The sequence below is a fragment of the Wolbachia endosymbiont (group A) of Portevinia maculata genome (assembly GCF_964028525.1).
In the GTDB taxonomy this organism is placed as follows: domain Bacteria; phylum Pseudomonadota; class Alphaproteobacteria; order Rickettsiales; family Anaplasmataceae; genus Wolbachia.
This window is the reverse complement of record NZ_OZ034786.1, coordinates 1,301,219-1,318,290: the sequence shown is the minus strand read 5'-3', so window position 1 is coordinate 1,318,290 and position 17,072 is coordinate 1,301,219. Positions and strand designations below refer to the sequence as shown.

The window sequence follows — 17,072 nt, the reverse complement described above, 5'->3', positions numbered from 1 at the left end:
ATTATGCCACAGGAAAACGAAAATGTATTTATAGCTGAGAATCAAAGTCTAAATGTAGATGAACAGAAGAAAAATGATATTCTAAGTGTCATTGAATCTTGCAACGATCTTCAGGATTTTATTAAAAGACTGGAGGAAGAAAATTTAATCTGGTACTTTATTGGTCCTTTACGCAAAGATGAGGACATTACAGGACAGATAAATTTAAAGTGGGAAAAGGAGTTCCAAAAATTTGAGCAATCAATAAACACAATGCATAAAGAACTTAAGTCGTCTCTGCCTGGTCAAAATTTCTTAGCGTATTCAACAAAAGATAACGACTTCAAAATTAGATTTGAAAATGAAGAAAAACCAATAGAAATTAGCAATATTTTAAGAGCCAGCAGAGAAGGTAAGGTTTATAACATATCTTTAGAGAAAGATAGTCAAATAACTGCGACCAAAAAAGGCAGCGAAAGGCACTATGATTTTACTGGTTCAAGCTCATGTGAAATGACCATTAACTGGCAGGCTAAAGATTCTGAAGGTAACAGCATAGACTGTAGCATGATCGTAAAATTGGATTCTAGTGGTATACAAAGTGTCATTGGTGAGCCAAAGTTTGGTGATTTAAAGTTCACACCAGAGGAAATAAAAGATAAAATATTAAAATTAGTTGAGCAGAATAAAGAAGTTTTTATCAATGGAAAAACTCTGCATCAAGCTTTTACTGACATGTCCAGGAGTGTAGACGATCAGCAAGTACCAGCAGAGGAAATATTTACAAAAGATCCACATATATCACCACAGTCACCTACACCAAGCAGCAGTGGGTATTCCTCTCCTAGCACACCTTCTTCACGTAGAAGTTCTTTCTCTAGTGTTAGTGAATTTAGTGATGAAGATGAAATACTTGAGGATGATATGTCTAGTGATGAAGAAGAGCATGAACAAGAAGGAGCAAAAGGTGAAGTAGACGAAATTGAGGAATTAGAGAAAGAAAAAGAAACATTTGCTAAATATTTTGCAGCGCAGGCAAAGCAGCTTGAGGATCTAAGATTAGAACGTGACTTCTTGAGAGATGAAGTTAATGAACAACGGCAAGTTATATCTGAAAAAAATCAAAGAATAAAGGAACAAGGTACTTTAATTGAGTCGCTTATGAGTAAAGAGCAATTAAAGAATCAAGAGTTAGTTAAGGAATTAAATCAACTGTACAAAGAAAAAGAAGATTTAGAAATGGCAATTCAGCAATCTGGTATAGGTAAAAAGTCTCTTGCAGATGAGATAGAAGAAGTGGAGAAAAATGAGAAAATAGAGAGTTTGAGAAAAGAAATTAAGCAGAAAGATGAAAAGATACAGCAGATAGTAAGAGAGAGCCAGAAATTAGAAGGAAAGCTTCAAGATTTAAGGGCAAAGTATTCGGAAGTAAAAAACGAAGATAGTGAGTATATTGAAAATTTAACCCGTAAACTAAAACAAGCTGAGATTGAATTTATCGATAATAAAGATAAGCTGACTGAGCAAATAGAAAAATTGGCAGAAGAAAAGGAAAATTTATTTAGACAATTAAGAGCAAAAAGTACAGATTCAACATCGTTCAGAAAGCAACAATCAGAAATAGATAAGCTTAAACAACAGCTTAAGGAAAAGGAAGGGATGTTAACGTGTACACAGGAAGAGCTGGCATCTGTCAAAGAGAGTCTAGAGCAACTGCAGAACATATTACAGCAGGAAAAAGGTCAGGCAACTCAAACTGAAGTTGAATATGAAAGTAGAGGAACAAGCATGCAGCAGCAAGACCAAGGTACACAAGCTGTAAACAACAACTCAAGCAGAATAGCTAGTGGGTTAAGACAAGAAAACAAAAAATTGACTAGAGACAAACTAACTATATCTGAACAATTAAAACAAAAAATAAGAGAGATTGACGAGTTAAAGAAAAATTTAAAGCAATTACAAGAAGAAAATAAACAACTAAAACAAGAAGTTACTAAAAATGCAGGAGTTGATACACCATCTTCAACAGGTCAAAAAGAAGCTAAAGAAGCAGAAGTTATACCGCAAAACATTATGGATTGGCCTGTTCCAATTCCAGACGATAAACCGGAAGAGCAGAAAACTCCATTAGAGCCAATCAAGGTAAATACAGAATTATCAGATCCAAAATCAATCCCCGCTGAGGATCCAGAAAAATCTCCTCCTCTTTCAAAAGGATGAGTTTTGCTTCTATTGTTAACTATAGCTAAGACGTCATACCGCCACGGCGCTAACGAGTAGCGGAATGACGAGGTTATCGTCATTCCGCCGCGAACCGTCACACTGCCGCGGTATCTCACATAGATCCCGCTAACAAGCAGCGGGATGACAGCAATCCTACGTCATACAGCGATTCATTCGCGGTATCTCATCCGCTAACACGTAGCAGGATGACGATTGTCAAGGTGTCATCCGAGTAGCTTGACTACTTGGATCCAGAAAACTTAACTTTAAATAAGTGGCTGCATAATAAAGACTAGATTCCAGCGTCACGCGCTGGAATGACACCATTTTCGGTCTCTTAAATTGCTTTAGCTACAAACATTAAGAAATTTACCAAGCGGAAAAAAAGGCAAAAGAAGCCCCGTGGTGCGAGTTTTGACTCTATATTACTGTAAGTGGCGCTGTAATAATGTGCTAACGCTTAAAATAAGCGCGATTTGGCTGAATGTAGAAAAAATAAAAAAGACATGCAGCCGCTATAATTTTATGTAATCCGCCAATAAATACCTGAGTTTTTTACTGAATTTTGTCATTGAGCCTGCAGGTCAAAAACAAGTTTTGAGTCATAAATACCCTTATTGTCATAATAAGGGGGCTGGCGGAGTTTGTCAAGTAAGTTTTTTCGTTTCTATGGGTTAGTTGGTACGCGCTTTGCGTTTTAACAGATGTAAAAGCACAATTATTACGAACAACATTCCACCAATAACTGATATAGCTCCACCCGCAATAAAACAAGCACGTGCCAACATTGATGAAATACTTGGCAGATCTGCAACTTTTCTTAAGGCACCATATCCACCAAGCCATACAAGTCCAGTAATATGGAGAAAATACCCCACACTGTAAGCATAAATCTGTAATCTTACCATGGAACTTTTTACCTCTTTAAAGTTTAATTTAGGTAACAGCCAATAAATGAAATTCATAAAAGCTATAGTGATCCCAACTACAGAACCATGATAATGAGCGGGAATGGTGACATTTCCTTCAATAGTCAGCACTCCAAGCACATCTCCATAAATGAACAATAAAAATGAATGTAATAAATAGTTGCTTTTATCATTAGTAAAAGTCCTGATGTTGCAGCACACTAATATTATCAAAAAGCACGGCAAAACTGCTCCAGCAATTCTCATATGCCAAGTAAAAAACTGTATTAACTTGGCGCTATCAATTGGATAAACAAAATATATAAACGATGCACCCATAGCCAAAATTGTGTTTATAAATAGTGGTAAAATAGTAATTTTATTGCTTGAAGCTAAACTAGCATCGCTTAACATTATTAAATAGACTAAAAACATTCCTTGAGTAAAAGCAAACTGCAATAAATGTCCGCCTCCCCAAAAGAGATATTCGTAAAACAAATTCTTATCTGAGTGATATAGACCTGGAGGCATATTTTGATATGCTAAAACAAAGCAAAGAAATGACGAAACAAGTGTAATAACCAACCCAACTTGCCCCACAGAGAGAAATGAAACCTCTTTTTTTGATGTGTATGCTAGCATTGCATTTACTAATATACTGGTGGTAAACAAACCAAGACCAAATAAGAATAATTTGTTTTGTAACACGGGAATATAGTTACTTTTGATAACTTCAGTGTTTGGAACGAATGCAGATACAAACATCAGCAGCATCGAAAGGGTTGATAGAACCCATGAAAAGTTAAACCAACTATTGGTATTTTGTAGGTTTATGATAAAGAGCAGAGATATTATAGAGCACATCCACACCAAAATTGACAAATTCACGTGTATCACCAGCGCATTATCAAAGATATATTGTGCAGAAGGAACGAGAGAGGAGATAAAAGGCAATCGTAAAAAAATAACAATTATTGACAGTAACCCAGAGCAAGCAAGAGCACATACTGCTAAGAATATCCACTGTTTGCAAAGTGTAGCGTTATTTTGTATGTTGAGCACGGTCATTTTCTCTTTTTATTTTTGATTGATAAAGTATTATAATATAAAGCGCTATAAATTTTTCAAATTAATTGGCATTGATGAATAATATCACAGCAAAGCAGGTCATATCCTTATGGAATGCGCAAGTTGGTGGGTTTTTGCCGGACAAAAGAGAAATGGAGATTGTATAATATCTTCTTAATCTAATGCTTCAATGTTTCCGACATAGGAAAAGTATCATCTTTATTTTCTATAGAGGAAGGCACACTATTTTGATTATCACTATCAATTGGAGTAGTAGGGTGCATTAAAGCAACTTTCATAACTTCATCAATATTCTTAGCAAAAACTACGTTGATCCCCTCTTTGATGCTTGCCGGAATCTCTTGCATATCTTTCTCATTTTCACTTGGTATAATCACAGTTTTGATTGATCCTCTGAGCGCTGCAAGCAATTTTTCTCTTAAGCCCCCAATAGCTAAAACTCTACCACGCAATGTCACTTCGCCTGTCATAGCAACATTTTTGTTAACTGGTATATTCGTCATAAGAGAAACAATAGACGTACATACCGCGCCGCCAGCAGAAGGGCCATCTTTTGGTACCGCACCCTCAGGTACATGTAAATGTATATCATTATTTTGGAATTTTTCGGGCTTTATACCAAAAAACAAACAATTTGATCGAATATAACTATACGCAGCTTTTATAGATTCTTGCATAACCTCTCCAAGCTTTCCTGTGTATTTTATTTCTCCCTTGCCCGGAATTAGGACTGATTCTATCATCAAAATATCACCACCTGTTTCAGTATAGGCAAGCCCAGTTACTACTCCCACTAAACTCTCATTTTCTGCAATACCAAAGGTATATTTACGTACCCCTAAATAATCTTGTAAATTGTCAACCCCTACGGATATTTTCTTATTTTTATCAGTCAATATTTCTTTAACTGCCTTTCTCATGAGCTTTGCAAGCTCCCTTTCCATACTCCGCACACCACTTTCACGTGTATATAAACGTATCAACTTGTATAACGCCTCATTAGTTATGTCCCATTCCTTCTGATACAAACCATGCTCCTTCTTTAACTTCGGAATAAGGTGGTGTGTAGCAATACTGATTTTTTCATCTTCAGTATACCCGGACAATTGTATAATTTCCATCCTATCACGCAAAGGATGTGGCAAATTTAAGCTGTTTGCCGTAGCTACAAACATTACACTTGAAAGATCAAACTCAACTTCCAAGTAATGATCCGTAAAGTGTTTATTGTGCTCAGTATCTAAAACCTCAAGTAATGCAGATGCAGGATCGCCACGCGAATCAGAACCCATCTTATCTATTTCATCAAGCAGAAAAAGCGGGTTGCATGAATTAGCTTTTTTCATATGTTGAATAATTTTACCAGGCATTGAGCCAATATAAGTTTTCCTATGCCCTCGTATCTCGGACTCATCACGCACACCACCAAGAGCTATGCGAACAAAATCTCTTCCTACTGCTCCTGCCATAGACTTAGCTAAAGAAGTTTTACCAACACCTGGCGGTCCAACCAAGCAAAGTATAGGACCTTTTATCTCTTTTACTCTTTTTAATACTGCTAAAAATTCTATTATCCTATCTTTTACTTTCTCTATGCCATAATGATTTTCATCTAAGATTTTCTTAGCTGCATTTAAGTTAATTTTTGCATCTTTGTACTTTCCCCACGGCAAATCAAGTAACCAATGCAAGTAACTAGATATAACTGTAGCTTCAGGAGAAATGGGATTCATTTTCTTGTATCTCTTCAAATCAGTTATAGCTTTCTCTCTTGCTTCCTGAGAAAGCTTTGTTTCATTTATCTTTTTTTCAAATTCATTGAGTATATTCCCTTCATCACCATTCTCAAATTCGTCTAATTCTTTCTGTATAGCTTTCAATTGCTCGTTAAGGTAGTAAACTTTCTGAGTGCTTTCAACTTGCGATTTAATTGTCTTATATAAACGGTTTTGTGCGTTCAAAATACTTATTTCTCCCTCAATAAAAGCAAAAGCTTTTTTTAAACGCTCTTTTGGGTCATAAGCCTCAAGTATGCTTTGTTTATCCGATACTTTTATATTTAAATGTGAAGCTACCGTGTCTACAAGTTGATCAACTTCTTTGATTTGATCAATGGGGTTAATGGCAACTTCAGGCTGATTTTTCTTGTTTAGCTTACACCAGCTATCGAACGCGTCTATAACAGATCGCCTTAAAGCTTCTAAATCAATATTGTCTTCATCTTCTTTATAATGATTGTCTAACTCTACCCTGGCTTGTAATAAAGTATGAGAGCTAATATATTCTACAACTCTTCCCCTTCTTATCCCCCGGATTATAACTTTTACTGCATTGTCAGGCAATTTTATTAATGGTTGTATAATGTTTGCTAACACACCTACTTCATAAAGATCTTCAGGCTCTGGATTATCAACAGAGCCATCTTTCTGTGCTACAAGAAAAATCTCATTTTGGTGACTACTACTACTTGTTGCATATTCTAGTGCATTAACAGATTTTTCTCTGCCTATGAATAAAGGCACCATTATATTTGGAAAAATTACTACATCTCTTAAAGGTAATACTGGCAATGCAGTAAAACTAGAGCTCACAGCACGTTCAATGTTCATAATATATGCCTCAAATTAATCATTAACCGTTATAACATTGCCATTATTATTATGATTAACCGTTGCTTTTCCTAATTCTACCATTTTCTTAGTGATTACTATAGTGCTACCTTCAAAATCTCCGTTTCCAGCTGTATACATAACGTCAAGCAAAAGTGACTCCAAGATAGCACGTAACATTCTTGCACCTGTTTTATAGCTTATAGCCTTTTTAGCAATAGCTGATATTGCTTCATCTGAAAACTCAAGGTTTACTTTGCTAAACGCAAGCAATGCTTTGTACTGTTTTATTAGTGCATTCCTTGGCTCTGTCAACACATGTATTAAATCTTCATGATCCAACTCATCTAAAACAGCAGTTATTGGAACCCGCCCTACAAATTCGGGTATTAAACCGAATTTGATTAAATCTTCAGGTTGAACATCATGTAAAGCATTCTTTTTCTTTTGCTCTTTAGACTGACTTATATCTGCTCCAAAGCCAACTGACGTTCCCTTTTTTCTCGCTTCAATAATCTTATCGAGGCCTTCAAAAGCTCCTCCACAAATAAATAGTATGTTACTAGTATCCACTTGTATAAACTCTTGTTGTGGGTGTTTTCGCCCTCCTTGTGGCGGAACATAAGCAACTGTACCCTCCATAATCTTAAGCAGAGCTTGCTGGACCCCTTCACCTGAAACGTCACGGGTTATTGAAGTGCTTTCAGATTTTCTTGTAATCTTGTCTATTTCATCTATAAACACTATACCACGCTGTGCTTTTGCAACGTCATAATTTGCAGCTTGTAATAAACGCGACAACACGCTTTCTACATCATCACCCACATAACCTGCCTCAGTTAAAGTTGTCGCATCAGCCATGGCAAATGGCACATCTGAAACTTTAGCAAGTGTTTTGGCTAGCAAAGTCTTACCAGAACCAGTGGGACCAATAAGCATTATATTTGACTTCTCGATTTCAATATCACTTATAGCATGAAATTGTACCATGGATTGACAATGGTTATACATAGCTACAGATAAAACGTGTTGCGCGTGTTCTTGACCTACAACATGCTTGCTGAGAAAATTTTTTATATCCTCAGGTTTCTTTAGTAATAGCTTCATATCAGATATACGATCTGAATTAAAAGATCTATCTTTCTTTTGACTTATTGCTTTATGGGATAATTCTATGCACTCATTACAAATAAACACCTTTAAACCATCCGAGGAGTTAGTAATCAATTTATCTACTTCATCTTGCACCTTGTTGCAAAAAGAACAGTAGTGTAAATCATTATTGTTATCCATTAACCCACCTTTTGTTTAACTTTAATATTTTCAATTTCAATATCTGTACGCTCAGCTATCACCCTATCAATTAAGCCAATTTTCCTTGCTTCTTCAGGATCCATGAATTTATCTCTTTCCATCATTCCTTCAATTTTCTTCAGTGAATTTCCAGTATGTTTTTCATAAATTTGATTTAGTTTTTTCTTAACTCGCAAAATTTCATTAGCATGTATTTCTATATCAGTTGCTTGACCATGATAACCACCAGATGGCTGATGTATCATAATTCTTGAATGAGGTAGAGAGTAGCGCTTACCTTTTGTACCAGATGCAAGCAATAAGGAACCCATAGACGCAGCTTGACCTATACATAAAGTTGAAACGTCTGGGTTTATATACTGCATTGTATCGTAGATCGACAAACCAGCAGTTACAATACCACCTGGTGAGTTGATGTACATACAAATGTCTTTATCGGGATTTTCCGATTCTAAAAATAAAAGCTGTGCTACTATTACACTGGCCATGTTGTCCTCAATAGGACCTGTTACGAAAATTATTCTTTCTTTCACTAGTCTTGAATATATGTCATAAGCGCGCTCACCGCGACTAGTTTGTTCAACTACAATTGGTATAAGAGTCATACCTTTTCCTATTAAATATTACCAAACAATTCCTTTAATTCTTTCACAGAAATAATCTGCTCTTCTTTACTAACTTTTTCTATTATATAATCTGTCACTTTATACTCAAGCGCTTGCCCTCTAACTAATTCTTGAAATTGTTTATTTGATTCAAAATGCTTAAGTACTCTGTCAAACGGTACATCCTTACTGACATATTGATTTACAATAACATTCAAAACATCATTTTGAGTTAATGATATTTTATTTTCTGCACTAAATTTCATAAATAACATAGCAAGCTTTACACGTTTTTCAGCTTCTTTACAAGAATCATTTTGAGCACCCAGTTCTCCTTCCATTCTTTGTTGCTCCTGTTTTACTATGTCTGTGGGTAAATCAAAACTATAATTAGCATCCAAATAATCAAATAGCTCCTTTTTAATTAAGAGATTTCTCATTTCGGTGCACTGATCACCAATCATTTTTTTTGCATGACTTATTAGCAAAGAATAATCTTTAAAACCAATACTCCTAGCTATTTCATCATCATTTTCAAAATCTTTGGCAATTTGAATCTCATTAACTCGCACAGAAAAATCAGCTTCCTGTCCTGCAAGTGAAATGGCTTGGTAATTTTCAGAAAATTGCAACTTAAAGTCCTTTGTTTCTCCCTTTTTCATACCAGTTAATTGATCTTCAAAACCATTAATAAATGTGCCAGACCCTAAATTAACGGCAAAATTTTTGCTACTTCCACCCTGAAAGAGCTTATTCCTAATCCGCCCTTCAAAATCAATTATCAATTTATCCCCATCTTTCGCTTGATAAGAAGCATCATCAACAGAGGCGAAATTGGGGAACTTTGTTTTAATAGAATCAATAAATTCTTTTATATCTTCCTCTTCAATCTTTGCTTCAATTTTCTTTAAGTTTATTTTGTCAAGATCTATCATCGGTACTTCAGGCATCGACTCAAAAGATAGCTTGTATACAAAATTGCCCTCCTCATTTTCTTTGCCCAGATCTGGTAATGATATAACATCAACCTTAGGATAAATGTGAGACTTGACTTCAATTTTTTTCATCAAATCACTTGAGCAATAATCAATTGTATTATTTATCACATATTCCAAAGCTTCGTTTTTATAATTTGCAACAACAAGGTCATAGGGCATCTTTCCAGCCCTAAACCCAGGTGATTTTGCATTTTCTGCTATCTCTTGCAACCTGGAATTTACCTTTTGTTTTATATAATCACTACCAACTGTGATTTCATACTCATACTTTAGTTTATCTATACTAAGCTCTTTGTAGGTATATACGCTACTTACTTCGACTGTATTTTGAGGTATATTATTAGACATCATAATTCATTTATTAACATTTTAATTCATATCTTAATAGAGTCATTTTACCAGAATTTAAGTTAAACACAATCCTTAAGAACAGGTTTTTATACAAACAAAAGTGTATTCAGTGATTATAAATTTTCCCTTAAAACCTAAGTTACATGACTTTAAAGTGCGGATAGAGGGACTTGAACCCCCACGAGCAAGCTCACCAGGACCTAAACCTGGCACGTCTACCAATTCCGCCATATCCGCAAGAAATTTTCAGTACCCTATTATAGGTATTCCATTAAAAATATTCAAGGTTTAAAGTCTTACTTAATTTATAGTATTTACACAATCAAAAAAGCTTATTAACATTTCTTAATGAAAGCTCTAAATCCTGAAAATCAATAATGAGATTAATAACAAGCTTCTTACTTGCAATTTTTTTGATTACACAAAGTGGTTGCACAACCCTTATAATAGGTGGTGTGGTGGCTACAGCGACAGCAACAGCAATAACAATGCAGGACAAATCCTTGGGAAATATCATTGATGATACGACTATGGTCATCAGAATTAATAAGGGGCTCTTAAAACATGGGCTATTTTCATCCATAAAAGTTAAAGTAAGTGAAGGAAGAGTATTGCTCATTGGAAGTGTTGACACTCCTGAAAAACAACTTACAGCAGAAAAAATAGCTTGGCAGCAAAAAGAAATTAAAGAAGTGATAAATGAAATAAGAGTAATACCAATTCAAATGGCTTCCATGCTAGACACTACTGTAGATGGCATGATAACAGCGGAAATAAGAACAAGACTTCTGGGGAAAAGAAATATTAAATCAATTAATTATAGCGTTAATACGGTTGATAGAGTTGTTTATTTGATGGGTATAGCCCAAAATAAAGCGGAATTAAAAGCTGTAATATCAATTGCAAGAAAAGTAAAGGGAGTAAAACAAGTTGTAAGTTATGTACGATATAAGTACAGTAAATTACGCCATTAGGCAAAAATCGCCTTCAAATTATAACATTTGTACAGTTGTGACAATAGGTAGAGAACATAAATGAAAGTTGCCTTTCAGATGGATGAAAATATAAATTTTGAAACTGACACTACATTCGTGCTAATAAAGGAAGCACAAAGGAGGAAGCACGAAGTTTTTGTCTATGCTCCTAACAATTTAGCACTAAAGCTAAACCATCCAATTGCTCTTGCTCAGAAAGTCAGCGTTGATGATTTTAGTTTTATCTCTAAAGAGGATGTAGCAATCAACTTGAATGAAATGGACATCATATTTATCAGACAGGATCCACCCTTTGATATGCGCTACATTACAACAACCTATATCTTAGAAAAAACCAGCGCATTGGTAATTAACAATCCAACAGAAATAAGAAATTGTCCTGAAAAATTGATAACTTCATTATTTCCAGAGCTAATTCCGCCGACTTTGATCACTGAAAATATATCGATGATTAGAGATTTCTACCACAACTATCAAGATATTATTCTGAAGCCGTTGTATAGTTATGGAGGAAACGATGTAATAAGAATACGAGATGAAAACAGCATTCAAGTGGTAGTGGATCTCATGATAGCAAAATATGAATGTCCTGTAATTGCGCAATCATTTTGTAAAAACATAGATAAAGATAAAAGAATATTGCTACTTTATGGTCAACCAATTGGAGTAATGAAACGAGTTCCAAAAATCAGTGGAGAGATCAGAACAAACATGCGACTTGGAGCAAGTTTTGAGCCCGCTCAAATGAACGATAGAGACAATGAAATATGTAACAAAATTGGTCCTGAATTAAAGAAAAGGGGGCTAATATTTGTTGGTATTGATATTATAGATGACTTCCTGCTCGAAATTAACACAACTTCACCCACGGGAGTGGTTTATATCAATAAATTATATAATATATCGCTAGAAAAAGACCTTTGGGATGTGTTTGAAGAAAAAGCAAGCAGCCATCAACTAAACCTGTGAACAATTACCTTAACAAACTCAGTAGTCCCATTGGGAGTGTTAAATAAACTGTGTCAAACCGAAAAAAAAGTAATAAATTGATATAAAAAAATGGAGGTTTGACAATGAGTCAGAAAGTAGTAAACAGAACTACCGGTTTGGTAGATTATAAAGAATTAGAAACAAATATCCTGTCGTCTATACGAGAAGGAAGACCGTTGACAGGAAGAGATGGAGCATTAACACCGTTTATAAAAAAGTTGCTGGAGGTAAGCCTGGAAGGTGAAATAGAAAACCACTTGTCGGCTGAAAGCGAAGAGAATAATCGAAGAAATGGGAGGAATGCAAAGACTTTACGTACAAGCGCAGGGTCATTTGAGCTTTTGACGCCAAGAGATAGGGAAGGAAGTTTCGAACCACAAATAGTCAAAAAAAGGCAAACAAACTTACATCCAGAGCTTGAAACGAAGATTTTGAGCACATTTGCCAGTGGTATGGGCTATAGAGATATAGTGTCACATGTTGAGGAAATTTATGATCACAAAATATCGGTGGCAGAGATATCAAGTATTACTGACAAATTGCTACCAGTAATCAACGAATGGCGTAGTCGCCTGCTGCAGTCTGTATATCCGATAGTTTTCATGGTTTTTTAAAGTCAAAGAGGACGGGCATTGCGTAAGTAAATGCATGTATAACATATTAGGCATAGATCAAAATGGCAAAAAAGAAGTATTAGGTTTTTATTTGGCTGAAAGTGAAGGAGCTAACTTCTGGTTGGGAGTGCTAAATGACCTCAAAGAAAGAGGAGTAGAAGATATCCTTATTGCCTGCGTTGATGGGCTGAAAAGCTTTCCTGCAGCTATAAACAGTGTCTTTCCTAATGCGGAAGTGCAGATGTGTATAGTGCATCAGATACGCAACTCACTGAAGTATGTGGCCAGTAAAGATGCGAAGAGTTTTTTGAGCGATTTAAAGAAGGTATATCAAGCTTCAAGCAAGGAAATTGCCGAGAATTATCTGTTGGAATTGGATGAAAAATGGGGCACAAAGTACCCTATGGTTATAAAATCTTGGCAGAATAATTGGGAAAACTTGTCTGGTTATTTTAAGTATTCTGGTCCAGTTAGGAGGATAATCTACACCACCAATCCCATAGAGGGGCTACATAGGCAAATTAGGAAATTCACTAAGACCAAAGGCTCATTTACCAGCATAAATGCCTTGTATAAGCAGGTATATTGTGCTATAAAGAAGGCAGAGGAAAAGTGGACGATGCCTGTACATGATTGGGCATTAACTATCTCTCAACTTGATGTTTTCTTTCCTGGCAGATTGAAAATTGAGTTGAACTAAAAATGCGGTTTGACACAGTTTATTTAACACTCCCGTCCCATTCTTTATCCCTGTTTTTTTTGTATTATTGGTCATATCACGCAATTTTTGAGAATTATTTAATAGATCAAATAGTACCTCTGTTAGATTTTTTTTTGCTTCACTATTCTGCTCAACTATTACAGCTGCTCCCGAATCTTCAATATATTTTGCGTTATAAAATTGGTGATTATCTTTTGAGTCAGGGTAAGGAATGTATATAGCAGCGCGCCTAGCAAGAGTGATCTCTGCTATTGAAGTTGCTCCTGCTCTGCTAATTACCAAGTGAGCATTGGCCAATCTATTTTCCATATCATCAAAAAATTCACTCAATTCACAATCGATCTTTTCACTTTTGTATAGACTCTTGACCTTGTTTACATTTTTCTTCGTACATTGCTGCGTCACTCTAATTTTCTTTTTCATTTTAATAGGCAAATTACAAATTACGCTGCTTACTACATCATCAAAAAAATTTGCACCTTGGCTACCTGCTATGACTAATATGTTTAGGACTTTCTCAGTGCTAGAATGGCTCTGTGCTTTTATATCAATAAAATTTCCTGTAAAAATACATTTATTACCTTCTGTATATTTAGTCTCCGGAAAGCTGGTTGCAATTAATTTTGCACTCTTAAAAAAGAATCTATTTACTCTTCCTAAAACTGTATTTTGTTCATGTAAAATTATAGGTATAGAAAGAACCCTTGCTGCAAGAAGAGTTGGAAAAGAAGCATAGCTACCAAAACCAATTACTAATCTTGGCTTCAATTTTCTGATTTTATATATTGCTAGCACACAACTATACATTAATAAAAGAAAAAATTTAAATTTGTTGCCGCTTGGTCTACGTAATGGTAAAATATAGCTTTCTATGTCGATATTTTTATTTGTTTTTTTATCAGTGAATAATATGCAATTGTATCCTTGTGTCTTTAGTGCTTTTGCTAAGGCTATGGCCGGAAAGATATGCCCACCTGTGCCACCTGTTGCTAAAATAATATCCATCTGTAAATAACAAATTAACACTAGATTGTTAACTGTTATTTAATAATTTGCACGTAGAATTTTATTAAGCTTTATGATAGTTGAGTTAAAAATGCCTAAAAGTAATAGTAAAAAAGAACCTAATGAGAAAAATAAACCTCAAGAACAAAGAGAAGGCAGAAGCGGAGGTTTTTTAGAACTGCTAAAAAATATAATAAAAATTCTTTTCAATTCGGTTGTTGACCTACCTGAGCACGAGCAGCATAATAAAATGAAAAGCACTAATCTACAACAAGGTTTGGATACTAAAGGAAAAGGCCCAGAAGATCTTCATCCAAAGGCAAAGCTTAAAGTTAAAGAAGCAGCTAAGGGATTGAAAGAAGAGTTACAGAATTCTGATGCTGGTGGTAATCAATCTATTGAAACTAAAGTGCCTAATCAAACTACTACCCAAGACATTGACAACTCTAAAACGATGGAACGTTAGTTCAACTATTTAACGACTCATCATCTGCAGCAAGCACTGATTCGTGTATCATCTCTGAAATGGTTGGATGAGGAAAAATCGTAGATTTTATGTCGAAGTCTGTTCCTTCTAGTTGCTTTGCAAGAGCAAAATTGCTAATTAACTCCGTTACTTCTGCACCTATCATGTGGCTACCCAGAAGTTCGCCTGTCTTTTTGTCTATAATTGTTTTCACTAACCCTTCAGTTTCACTGAGTGCAATAGACTTACCATTAAAGTTAGAGTGAAATTTTCCTATTTTTACATCATACCCACCTCTTATTGCCTGTTCCTCAGTAAGGCCGATGCTCGCTATTTGTGGATGAGAATAAGTGCAATTTGGTATGCATTCTTTTTTTAACGCATGAGCACTTTTACCAGCAATCTTTTCAACGCAGATCACAGCTTCATGGCTCGCTTTATGTGCTAAACATGGTGGGCCAGCTACATCACCTATTGCATACACATTTGATTCACTAGTTTCATACCATTCATTCATTTCAATAAAACCAGAAGGGCTTAATTTAATTTTTGTATTTTCTAAATCTATATTTTCAATATTTGCTTGAATTCCAACCGCAACAATCACCCTATCAAATTCTTTGCTCTCGCCACTACTTAGTAGCACTTGAGCAGAGTCTTTACTTTTAGTAAGAGCTTTTACGCTACTGTTTGTATATATTTTTATCCCCTGTTTTGTGAATATTTCTTCTGCTAGGCCTGAAATGTCTTTATCTTCCAGCGGCAAAATAGTGCTCTTTATCTCTATGATTGTTACATCAACCCCCAAAGTACTATAAAAACTTGCAAATTCTATTCCAATTGCACCAGACCCTATGATTAGTAGTGATTTTGGTAATCTCTCTGGAGTCATAGCGTGCTGCGCATTCCATATTAAATCTCCATCTGCCTCTATTCCAGGCAGATTCCGTGCTCTCACGCCTGTTGCTAAAATGATATGTTTGGAAACAATTTCTTGTTCTTCCTTATCGCCAGCAACTTTTATAGTACTATTGCCTGCAAGTTTACCAAAGCCTTGATGAACTTTGATGTTATTTTTTTTCATCAAATATGCAACACCGCTTGACAATTTATCAACAACGTTTCTTGAGTATTTCACTATTGATTGTATATCAAAACTCGCTCCCTTTACTTCTATACCAAACTCTTTTGATCTTTTTATTAGCCTATAAACCTCAGATGCTCTAAGTAGTGATTTTGTTGGTATACATCCCCAATTTAAGCATATACCGCCTAAATTTTTTTCTTTTTCTACAATTGCAGTTTTAAACCCAAGCTGTGCCGCCCTAATTGCTGCTATATAACCACCAGGACCGCTACCTATAACCGTAATATCATACTCATTCATCAGTTTTCTTCGTATTCAAAAAGATTATATATAACAGATGGAACCCGTATGATCAATATTCAGGTAGCTGACAACATAGAAACGAAAAAACTTGCTTGACAAACTCCGCCAGCCCCCTTATCATGACAATAAGGGTATTTATGACTCAAAACTTGTTTTTGACCTGCAGGCTCAATGACAAAATTCAGTAAAAAACTCAGGTATTTATTGGCGGATTACATAAAATTATAGCGGCTGCATGTCTTTTTTATTTTTTCTACATTCAGCCAAATCGCGCTTATTTTAAGCGTTAGCACATTATTACAGCGCCACTTACAGTAATATAGAGTCAAAACTCGCACCACGGGGCTTCTTTTGCCTTTTTTTTCGCTTGGTAAATTTCTTAATGTTTATAGCTAAAGTAACTTAAGAGACCGAAAATGGTGTCATTCCAGCGTGTGACGCTGGAATCTAGTCTTTATTATGCAGCCACTTATTTAAAGTTAAGTTTTCTGGATCCAAGTAGTCAAGCTACTCGGATGACACCTTGACAATCGTCATCCTGCTACGTGTTAGCGGATGAGATACCGCGAATGAATCGCTGTATGACGTAGGATTGCTGTCATCCCGCTGCTTGTTAGCGGGATCTATGTGAGATACCGCGGCGGTATGACGGTTCGCGGTGGCATGACGATAACCTCGTCATCCTGCTACGTGTTAGCGGATGAGATACCGCGAATGAATCGCGGTATGACGTAGGATTGCTGTCATCTCGCTGCTTGTTAGCGGGATCTATGTGAGATACCGCGGCGGTATGACGGTTCGCGGTGGCATGACGA

11 protein-coding genes, 1 tRNA gene and 1 pseudogene are annotated in these 17,072 nt (G+C 35.6%); 5 read left to right on the top strand and 8 right to left on the bottom strand.

Features of this window, described 5'->3' with window-relative positions; genetic code table 11:
* The first annotated feature begins 3 nt into the window (after nt 1-3).
* A complete protein-coding gene (locus ABWU36_RS06440; RefSeq protein WP_265016437.1) occupies nt 4-2,199 on the top strand; it encodes a hypothetical protein in 2,196 nt (731 codons plus the stop codon).
* Nucleotides 2,200-2,876: 677 nt separating this feature from the next.
* On the opposite strand, the gene ABWU36_RS06435 is transcribed toward ABWU36_RS06440, so the two are convergent.
* The 6 genes from ABWU36_RS06435 to ABWU36_RS06410 all read right to left on the bottom strand — a co-directional run bounded on the left by ABWU36_RS06435 (nt 2,877) and on the right by ABWU36_RS06410 (nt 10,313).
* Entirely contained in the window at nt 2,877-4,172 is a 1,296-nt protein-coding gene (locus ABWU36_RS06435; RefSeq protein WP_353273185.1) for a cbb3-type cytochrome c oxidase subunit I, read from the bottom strand.
* 185 nt (nt 4,173-4,357) lie between these two features.
* Entirely contained in the window at nt 4,358-6,808 is a 2,451-nt protein-coding gene (gene lon, locus ABWU36_RS06430; protein WP_265016438.1) for an endopeptidase La, read from the bottom strand.
* Nucleotides 6,809-6,823: 15 nt separating this feature from the next.
* The gene (gene clpX / locus ABWU36_RS06425; protein ID WP_353273184.1) at nt 6,824-8,101 is read right to left on the bottom strand and encodes an ATP-dependent Clp protease ATP-binding subunit ClpX; all 1,278 of its coding nucleotides are present in this window, start codon (nt 8,099-8,101) and stop codon (nt 6,824-6,826) included.
* Complete coding sequence (gene clpP, locus ABWU36_RS06420) at nt 8,101-8,727, bottom strand: ATP-dependent Clp endopeptidase proteolytic subunit ClpP (RefSeq protein WP_253309482.1); 627 nt, start codon at nt 8,725-8,727, stop codon at nt 8,101-8,103. Before clpP ends, clpX begins: the two co-directional genes overlap by 1 nt.
* 11 nt (nt 8,728-8,738) lie before the next feature.
* Nucleotides 8,739-10,073, bottom strand: a complete 1,335-nt coding sequence (gene tig, locus ABWU36_RS06415; RefSeq protein ID WP_353273225.1) for a trigger factor — start codon at nt 10,071-10,073, stop codon at nt 8,739-8,741.
* Between the two features lie 158 nt (nt 10,074-10,231).
* Nucleotides 10,232-10,313, bottom strand: a tRNA-Leu gene (locus ABWU36_RS06410).
* Nucleotides 10,314-10,453: 140 nt separating this feature from the next.
* On the opposite strand from ABWU36_RS06410, the gene ABWU36_RS06405 reads away from it, so the two are divergent.
* The 3 genes and pseudogenes from ABWU36_RS06405 (at nt 10,454) to ABWU36_RS06395 (ending at nt 13,375) form a co-directional block, all read left to right on the top strand.
* Nucleotides 10,454-11,050 carry a BON domain-containing protein gene (locus ABWU36_RS06405; protein ID WP_064124795.1) on the top strand — a complete coding sequence of 199 codons (597 nt, stop codon included), beginning with the start codon at nt 10,454-10,456 and terminating at the stop codon, nt 11,048-11,050.
* 60 nt (nt 11,051-11,110) lie between these two features.
* Complete coding sequence (gene gshB, locus ABWU36_RS06400; protein WP_264688409.1) at nt 11,111-12,040, top strand: glutathione synthase; 930 nt, start codon at nt 11,111-11,113, stop codon at nt 12,038-12,040.
* 104 nt (nt 12,041-12,144) lie between these two features.
* Nucleotides 12,145-13,375: pseudogene (locus ABWU36_RS06395) on the top strand (IS256-like element ISWpi15 family transposase).
* Here the strand turns inward: ABWU36_RS06395 and murG are convergent.
* On the bottom strand, nt 13,316-14,401 hold the full coding sequence (gene murG / locus ABWU36_RS06390; protein ID WP_253309512.1) for an undecaprenyldiphospho-muramoylpentapeptide beta-N-acetylglucosaminyltransferase: 1,086 nt from the start codon (nt 14,399-14,401) through the stop codon (nt 13,316-13,318). The pseudogene ABWU36_RS06395 and the gene murG overlap by 60 nt on opposite strands.
* Nucleotides 14,402-14,474: 73 nt before the next feature.
* Between murG and ABWU36_RS06385 the strand changes: the two genes are divergently transcribed.
* Entirely contained in the window at nt 14,475-14,867 is a 393-nt protein-coding gene (locus ABWU36_RS06385) for a hypothetical protein (RefSeq protein ID WP_264688321.1), read from the top strand.
* Between the two features lies 1 nt (nt 14,868).
* Here the strand turns inward: ABWU36_RS06385 and lpdA are convergent, their stop codons facing one another.
* Entirely contained in the window at nt 14,869-16,254 is a 1,386-nt protein-coding gene (lpdA, locus tag ABWU36_RS06380) for a dihydrolipoyl dehydrogenase (protein WP_353273183.1), read from the bottom strand.
* Nucleotides 16,255-17,072: the final 818 nt, after the last annotated feature.